Here is an 8,486-nt window from a genome sequence, read left to right as displayed (position 1 = left end):
TCCAATATTCCCCACTGCTGCCTCCCGTAGGAGTCTGGGCCGTGTCTCAGTCCCAGTGTGGCGGATCATCCTCTCAGACCCGCTACAGATCGTCGCCTTGGTAGGCCTTTACCCCACCAACTAGCTAATCCGACTTAGGCTCATCATTTAGCGCAAGGTCCGAAGATCCCCTGCTTTCCCCCGTAGGGCGTATGCGGTATTAGCATCCCTTTCGGAATGTTGTCCCCCACTAAATGGCAGATTCCTAAGCATTACTCACCCGTCCGCCGCTAAGATTAGGTGCAAGCACCCAATCCCCGCTCGACTTGCATGTGTTAAGCCTGCCGCCAGCGTTCAATCTGAGCCATGATCAAACTCTTCAGTTTAATATCATTTGTGCTTTATTCTAAGCACCAAATCTGGCTCATCAATTTTCTGACTAAAAATTCGCTCAAATAAACTTCGAGTAATTTCTACCATTCAATCAATGATAATATATCGATCAATCAATCAGTAAAAATCCACACAAGTTGTTCTTCTATTCTCTTAATGATCTTCTCAATGATTCGTCATCATCAAGCTAGGTCGGCTATGTTACCCTAAATCTCTTTAAAGTCAACAGGCAATTTCGATATTTTTAAAACTTATCAATCAACCCAAGAATCTAACCACTTTAGCCAAACCCTTGTTTCTCAACAAGTTTTTATCTGCATCACCGCCGATGAGTGGCATTCTACAGCATTTCAGGGCAGGTGCAAGGGCTTTTTTCAGTTATTTTATTTAAGTGAGTGATTTTTAAACATCTCGATTGGTTTTTGTGGTTTTTTCTTTTGGATTAAGAACTTTTTTTAAACAATCAAGTCCAGTAGTATATGTATTCTTGCTTCACACTTTTTGGCACTTTTGATTGAAAATACGGTTTGTAATGACAAAAGCACGATTTATGTTGTTTGCGGTATCTATTACTGTGAGCCAGATTTGCTACGCCATTTCAAACCATAACTTTTATGAACTTGCCCCAACAATATTAAGTTATAGTAAATGGTCGAATACAACCCGACCCACCATTTGTGTCATTGACAACCCTGATGCAGCCGTACAATTCCAGACCAGTATTAAAGAGCTCAGCTATGATTATCAGGTACAGGCTGTAACAGCCAAAGACTTTGCCAAGGCAGAGTGCCATGTTGCTTATTTTTCTACAACAATACCTCAGCAGCAGCAAAGCTTGATTCAAGCCTATCCATCCCGATCTTTGCTGTCATTGAGTACCAATAACCCTGACTGTGAAGTCGGCAGTATTTTCTGTTTATATCATAAAAAAACTTTTTCTACCTTTAAGGTTAATTTGGATGCTTTAAGTTATTCCAAAGTTCACATCGACCCTCGCGTCTTGATCCTGGCAAAGAATGCGGAGTAGTTAACGTGATTTCGAATTTATATCAGTCCACTTCATTACATGTGCTGTTCCGTAAATCACAGTTTACGATTTTTGCGATTACCTTTGTGATCTGTTCATTTACCTTTGCCACCATCTCCATGTTTACCATGGAAACTTACGCGAAGCAGAATCTACAGTTACTTAGCCAGACTGTGCTTTAACGGATTCAACCTGCTGTGGTTTTCCGCGATAAAGGGCAATTGACCAAATACTGGATGATTACACGACTGAGCATGCAATCCGCAGCATCCACGTCTATGATCCACAAGACCAGCTACTGGCAGAAAGTACCAAGAAAATTGCCCGTACCACTTTGCTGCAAGGCTTATTAGACAAATGGTTTTTGCATGACCCTGTTCGATTGAGGGTTGTGCATCACAAGAAAAAAGTGGGCGAATTGGTACTCTATGGTAGCTCTGAGAATATTCTGCATTTTCTCATCACCATCATTATTGGTCTGGCCATTTCAATGGTCTTCATTGTGATTGCGTTGTTATGGTCAGTGAACCTAACCTATCGCCAGATTATGCAGGCAATCAAGCCATTAACACATATCGCCCAACTGGTAAGTGACCAAAAGGCATATAATTTACGGTTCCCCAATAACCATATTAAAGAGTTTCAAAACTTAAATACCGTATTTAATGAATTACTGGAAGAGATTCAGGTTTGGCATACCCATCTTCAAAAAGAAAATCACCAGCTTTCATTTCAGGTTCATCACGACCAGTTGACAGGTATGCCCAATCGTCATTATTTTTGAAAATCCGCAATACCGCCACAACTCGGCCTTATTGTTCATCGACAATAATAAGTTTAAGGCCATTAATGATGAGTATGGCCATCTCGCAGGTGATGTGGTTTTAAAGGAAATAGCAAAACGTTTAGGACAGTCCTTCGGCATGAGGACTTTATTGCGCGTTTGGGTGGTGATGAGTTTGCAATTATTTTGCATACCATTCACCATGCCGACCACTTGCAGGCAATTGCCGAAGCCTTGCTGGGAAGTTGCAGGGAACCTTTGGATTTTAACGGTCAATTGATTCATTTTGGTTTTAGTCTGGGTATCGCATTCTCCCATTTTGCAGAAAATCCAGAAGACCTGATTATGCAGGCCGATCAGGCGATGTATAAAGCTAAAAATTTAAACCCGCATTGGTTTCTTTATAAACCAGAAATTTAGGACATGCTATGTACACCCGCACCATTAGAATTTCATTTATAGCATTACTTTGCCTAACATTGGCTGGCTGTTTAAGTTTTGGTCCCCTGAAATATCGTCAGGTCAAAATGTTGAAAAAAGAGGGTTTCATCCTTACCGATGAGGGCTGGAACCTGGGTTTACCTGAGCGTTTGCTGTTTGACTTTAATAAGGCGGACATTAAGCCTGAACATGGTCAGAAAATTAACCGACTGGCAAAACAACTAAATAAATACGATTTGCATAAATTAAAAATTGTGGGTCATACCGATGATATTGGTCATCCAGAATATAACCAGAAACTATCTGAGGAACGTGCCCAAAGTGTTGCCTCAATTTTTGTACAGCAAGGTTTTAAACCAAACGACCTGACTGTGATCGGACGTGGTTCAAGCCAGCCATTTGTACCCAATACGTCTGATGAAAACCGTGCCAACAATCGCAGGGTTGCGGTTATTATCATTCCATAATAGGGTCTAATCCATAAAAAAGCTGACTTCATTCAAGTCAGCTTTTTCATTTATATCAACTCAATAATATCAATGGTGGGTGGCACACGAAACCGAAATGGAACACCCACCATCCCCGTCCCCACCGTCACAAATACATCTGCATGTTCATGTGAGTAAAAGCCTTTTTTGTGCCCCAAAATCGAAACCCGTTTCATAATGTAGCTGGTGACCCACGGCAGTTCAATTTGTCCGCCATGTGTATGTCCAGATAGCATCAGAGGATGGCTTGGCAATTCTGGCACCATATCCACCGTATCAGGATTATGGGATAAAATCAGCCACGGCTTATCCTGTGGCAACTCAGGTAAAAAACGCATATTGGCTTTTCCTGCCCATAAATCCCCGATGCCAACCAGACGGAACTCATCAAATTCAACAATCTTGCCCTCAATATCCATCACATTGTTTTCAGACAGCGCTTTTGCCAATAGTTTCTGGATTGGTGGCCCTGGATACTGTTCATCATGGTTACCTGACACAGAATAAACAGGCATTTGTATTTCCCTTAATACTGCCAGTTCCTGCACCAAACGATTTTCAGGTTCATAGGTCCAGTCTCCAGCCACCACAACAAAATCGGGCTGTTCCTGATTTAATTTTTTGACAATGGTTTTGAGTTGGCGTTCATGTCCTGAAAATAACCCTACATGCATGTCCGCAACCAATGCCACTTTCACAGGTTTGGTAAATTCACGCTGTGGATTTAAACGGTATTGATGGTATTTCACATGAACCTGATGTGGCTCAATGAAACGCGCATAGATCAACACACTGCTTAACAGAAACACAAAAATGGTTTGGTGGGGGGTGTAGTAATCTGACCAACCTGCATAGAGGCTAAAAAACCAAAGTGGCACCAGCAGATAAGACAGGTAAAAAGCCAGCAAATGCACGAATGCCTTAAACGGATGGATGGTTTCGGTGCGCGCCTGATGCACCCAGGCCTGAATCAGTGCCCACAGTGCCAGCACCACAAACAGAAGATAGAAAACTAAAATAACTGGATCTGAATTTAACAGCGCAGAGCTCATTCACCTCACCTCAGGGCCATTATCACATCTCATATTTATATTTTTCGATGAAATGCTATACTCAAGCCGAACTTTTAATCAGTAATAATTATGACGCAATCTGCCCGTATAAATAACAAACATACAAAAATAAGTACAACTACTTACAATAAAAGTATGCTTGCGATTTATTGCAGTATTGCGATCACGGTAACGGGTTGCAGCACCTTACCCAAACATACAATAGAATCCATTCCTGAAACTACCTTGCAGGTGGACACCACCCAGACCACACTGGCGCAAATCATTCAACCCCTACAGGAACAGCATCCTGACCTTACGGGTTATCTGGTGTTGTTTGAGCCGCTGGAGGCCCTGGCGACCCGCCTAAGCCTGATTGACAAGGCGGAGAAAAGGCTGGATTTACAGTATTACATCTGGGATAACGACAAGGTTGGCTCACTGGCCCTGCATGCGCTGATTCGTGCCGCAGACCGTGGCGTCAAGATTCGCCTGCTGATTGATGATAACAATGCCAAATCAACCGAGGGAATTTTTCTGGCATTGGCACAGCATCCTAATATTGAAGTCAAGCTGTTTAACCCCTATCGCTTTCGGAAATATCGTGCGCTCGACATGATTCTGGACCTGAAACGCATCAACCGACGCATGCACAACAAGAGCTTCATCGCAGACCATCAGGTTGCCCTGATTGGCGGGCGCAACATGACCAATCAATATTACAATGTCAGTGACAACTACCAGTTCTCTGATGTTGATGTGATGCTGGTCGGCACGGCGGTGAAAGATATTTCACATTCCTTTGATGAATACTGGAGCCATGAATATGCCTACAAAGTGCAGGAAGTGGTCAATCAAAGTGCCCATCATCTCAGCTATGAAAGTTTAAAACGGCAGCTTGATGAGCACTACGAGCGAGTTACCGTACAAAACTATCTGGATTTAACCAGCAACTCTCAGGCCATTGACTCACTGATGAGTCGGGATATTCAATTGGATTGGGTCAAGGCGGAAGTGGTCAAGGATTCACCCGACAAGATCAAGTCTAAGGCAAAAAAGAAAGAACACCTCAATTTCCAGCTTATTCAGCATCTCGAACAACCTGAAAAAAACGTTGACCTGATTTCAGCCTATTTTGTTCCTGAAAAAAAAGGGGCAAAAATGCTGACCGATTTGGCAAAGGATGGCGTTAAGGTACGGGTTCTGACCAACTCGTTCAAGGCCAATGATGTCGCGGTGGTCCATGCGTTTTATGGCAAGTATCGGCAGAACTTATTGGAACATGGTGTACAGCTCTATGAATTTTTACCTGCGCTGAATAAAAATGATCTGGACAAAAACACCGAGGATTTGGCGAAAAAGGCCAAGGTCAGCATAAAGGGCTTAAGCCGTTCAAGCCTGCATGCCAAATTGATGGCACTGGATGAAAAACAGGTTTTTATTGGTTCGTTTAATTTTGACCCACGCTCGGCCTATCTCAATACTGAGATTGGTGTACTGCTCAACAGCCCACCACTTGCCCAGGCGGTTCACACCACAATGGATGAGAACCTCAGCAAATATGCCTATAAACTGGTGCTGGATGCCAACAAGAAAATTACCTGGCAGCGTCAGACACCTCAAGGCCCTGTTATTTATACCAAAGAACCACGCATGAAATGGTGGCAAAGGGCTGGCATCAAGATGCTTTCATGGCTACCAATCGAGGGATTTATGTAGCCTCTGTGCCATCTGGCATCACCTTAAGTACCTTACGCTGCAACTCCAGCAAACCTGCACGCATTTGCTGCTCAACTTCCCTGGTCAAGGTCTCCACGGTATGCCCTGTTACAGGAACTGCAGGCAATGTCAGTAGGTGGGCCGTGACTTTGGGCATTTCCAGAACGCGCTGCACATGCTCCGCAAAAGTCATTTCACCAATAAATGGGGCCACCATGTCCAGCTCACCATTCTGGTTGACATAGCAAATCACGCAGATCTGGACGGGTCGCTGGGCCTCAATAGCGGCTCCAAGCAATCTGCCATGTACTTTTTTAACCTTTGTGCCATCTGTGGTGGTAGCCTCAGGGAAAAACAGCACGGGAATATCCTGTTTTAAAAACTCGGTAATTTGCTCACGAATCCGAATGGAGTCACCTGAACCACGTTTAATGAACAGGGTTCCACCGCCCTTTGCCAGATTTCCCAAAATGGGCCATTTTTCCACTTCGGCTTTCGCCAGAAAGAAAATACGGGCACCTGAACCCAGTACCGCCACATCCAGCCATGAAATATGATTGCTGACCCAAAGTGCAGGTTCACGGGGAATGGCACCATGAACCTGTACCTCAATATTGAAGACTTCACATAAACGACGGCAAAAATACTGCACATAACGGGTATTTACAGGATTATTGGGATCTTTATACAGGCCATGACGATAGATGAGATAAAAGCCTTCGCCAATCGTTTTAAGGCCTGCGGCCAATTTCTTGCTATATAGACTGAACTTAGAGAATAAACTAAATGGCGGGTTGTTTAGCGCTGGTGTTTCTTGTGTCATAAATCATCAAAACCGTATGCATGTATGCATTAAATTAGCAAAGTTATATCATGCCCATATCCACTTATAAATGTTGTGACCATAATAAAAAACGAATGTGGGGATAAATTTTTTCAATTTTAAATGATTTATCAGATCAATTACCATAAATAAATCGAATTTACAGATTTATAGGTGATGAGATGAATCCACATACCAACACATCAGAATCACAGACCACTATTCCTTATGGCTATGCGCTCAGAATGTTTTTAGGCTGGTCAATCCTGTATATGGCAACATTGATTGGTTTTATTGAACTTTTACGCCGAAATGTCATATAGCGACACTTAGTCTTTGCCCTTTGCTTTAAGTTTATTCTAGAATAAGGCTTCAACAACGAAGATATGAGATCGCGTGGAAAATTTTGAGCAGCATCAAGGTGGTGAACGGGCAATTTTAGTCAGTGTGGCTGTACAACTGCTTGATGACCTGGATGCTGAAGAGTTCCGATTGCTCGCTCAATCCGCTGGTGCTGAAATCCTTGAACATATTTCGGTGCAACGCAACAAGCCTGATCCAAAGTTCTTTATTGGCTCAGGCAAGGTTGATGAAATTGCCGAACAGGTCAAAGACCTTGAAGCGGAACTGGTGATTTTTGACCACTCACTCTCCCCTGCCCAGGAACGCAACCTGGAGAAAGTACTGAAATGTCGGGTGATTGACCGTACAGGTTTGATTCTGGATATTTTCGCCTTACGTGCCCGCACCCATGAGGGGAAGCTACAGGTCGAACTGGCACAGCTTAAACATTTGTCCACCCGTCTGATTCGTGGCTTTACGGGTAATCTGGAACAGCAAAAAGGGGGCATTGGTCTACGTGGGCCAGGTGAATCACAACTGGAAACAGACCGCCGACTGATTCGGGTACGCATTACCCAACTCAAGGAAAAACTGGTTAAGGTTCAACAAACCCGTCTGCAAGGCCGCGCCGCGCGTCAAAAAGCGGCGATTCCAACCATTTCACTGGTGGGATATACCAATGCGGGAAAATCAACCTTATTTAACATCTTGGCAAAAAGTGACGTTTATGCTGCCGACCAACTGTTCGCAACCCTAGACCCCACCTTACGGCGTTTGGACTGGGATGGCATAGGTACAGTTGTGCTGGCGGATACGGTTGGATTCGTTCGAAACTTGCAGCACGATCTAGTCGAGTCATTCAAGGCCACTTTGGAAGAAACGCTGGAAGCAACCTTGCTGCTGCATGTGATTGACAGCAGCAGTCCCAACATGACTGAGCAGATTGAAGCGGTGGATTCGGTACTTAAGGAAATTGGTGCAGATGCCCCAGTTTTGCATGTCTATAATAAAATCGACCTGAGCGGTGATGCCGCAAAAATCATTTATAAGACACCTGACCAGCCTGACCGTGTCTATGTTTCGGCACATTCTGGGCAGGGTCTGGAACTGCTCAGTCAGGCGGTACAACAATGCCTGATGGGCCAGTTACAACACTTTGATTTAGTGCTGAAACCAGCCTACGGTAAACTGCGTACTCAGCTCTATACCCTAAACGTGATTCAGTCTGAACACCATGATGATCATGGTGACCTGCACCTGTCGGTCTGTATCGCCCCTCATAAACTGGAGCAACTCATTAAACAGGCACATTTACCATTAGACGAAATTCTTGGAAAAAAAGCTTCCTTATTCGAGCGGGCTTTGGAAGAATTCGAACGGAATGACAATTCATCACTATAATGATGATTACACATCGTTCAGATAGACGAGAGTAAAA

Annotated in this window: 7 protein-coding genes and 1 pseudogene; 6 read left to right on the top strand and 2 right to left on the bottom strand. The window is 43.8% G+C overall.

Going from position 1 to position 8,486, the window contains the following annotated elements:
* The first annotated feature begins 922 nt into the window (after positions 1 to 922).
* The 3 genes and pseudogenes from F973_RS06410 (at position 923) to F973_RS06400 (ending at position 3,091) form a co-directional block, all read left to right on the top strand.
* Positions 923 to 1,399 carry a regulatory sequestration protein YfiR gene (locus tag F973_RS06410; RefSeq protein ID WP_004760730.1) on the top strand — a complete coding sequence of 159 codons (477 nt, stop codon included), beginning with the start codon at positions 923 to 925 and terminating at the stop codon, positions 1,397 to 1,399.
* A gap of 5 nt (positions 1,400 to 1,404) precedes the next feature.
* A pseudogene (locus F973_RS06405) lies at positions 1,405 to 2,603 on the top strand (diguanylate cyclase domain-containing protein).
* Between the two features lie 8 nt (positions 2,604 to 2,611).
* A complete protein-coding gene (locus F973_RS06400; protein ID WP_004760724.1) occupies positions 2,612 to 3,091 on the top strand; it encodes an outer membrane lipoprotein YfiB in 480 nt (159 codons plus the stop codon).
* Between the two features lie 50 nt (positions 3,092 to 3,141).
* On the opposite strand, the gene F973_RS06395 is transcribed toward F973_RS06400, so the two are convergent.
* Positions 3,142 to 4,164, bottom strand: coding sequence for a metallophosphoesterase (locus tag F973_RS06395; RefSeq protein WP_004760723.1), 1,023 nt, complete (start codon positions 4,162 to 4,164; stop codon positions 3,142 to 3,144).
* Between the two features lie 156 nt (positions 4,165 to 4,320).
* On the opposite strand from F973_RS06395, the gene F973_RS06390 reads away from it, so the two are divergent.
* Positions 4,321 to 5,883, top strand: a complete 1,563-nt coding sequence (locus tag F973_RS06390) for a phospholipase D family protein (RefSeq protein WP_416201893.1) — start codon at positions 4,321 to 4,323, stop codon at positions 5,881 to 5,883.
* Here F973_RS06390 and F973_RS06385 read toward each other — a convergent pair.
* Positions 5,876 to 6,706, bottom strand: coding sequence for a lysophospholipid acyltransferase family protein (locus F973_RS06385; protein ID WP_004760720.1), 831 nt, complete (start codon positions 6,704 to 6,706; stop codon positions 5,876 to 5,878). The genes F973_RS06390 and F973_RS06385 overlap by 8 nt on opposite strands.
* A gap of 182 nt (positions 6,707 to 6,888) precedes the next feature.
* Between F973_RS06385 and F973_RS15215 the strand changes: the two genes are divergently transcribed.
* Together F973_RS15215 and hflX are read left to right on the top strand one after the other, a co-directional pair.
* Positions 6,889 to 7,029, top strand: coding sequence for a hypothetical protein (locus F973_RS15215; protein WP_004760718.1), 141 nt, complete (start codon positions 6,889 to 6,891; stop codon positions 7,027 to 7,029).
* A gap of 73 nt (positions 7,030 to 7,102) precedes the next feature.
* Positions 7,103 to 8,449: a ribosome rescue GTPase HflX gene (gene hflX, locus F973_RS06380; RefSeq protein WP_004760716.1), complete on the top strand. Its 1,347-nt coding sequence runs from the start codon at positions 7,103 to 7,105 to the stop codon at positions 8,447 to 8,449.
* Positions 8,450 to 8,486 lie beyond the last annotated feature (37 nt).

Origin of the sequence: Acinetobacter sp. CIP 102129, assembly GCF_000368305.1 — a bacterium.
Taxonomy (GTDB): Bacteria; Pseudomonadota; Gammaproteobacteria; order Pseudomonadales; family Moraxellaceae; genus Acinetobacter; species Acinetobacter parvus.
This window is presented reverse-complemented; position numbering and strand designations above follow the sequence as displayed.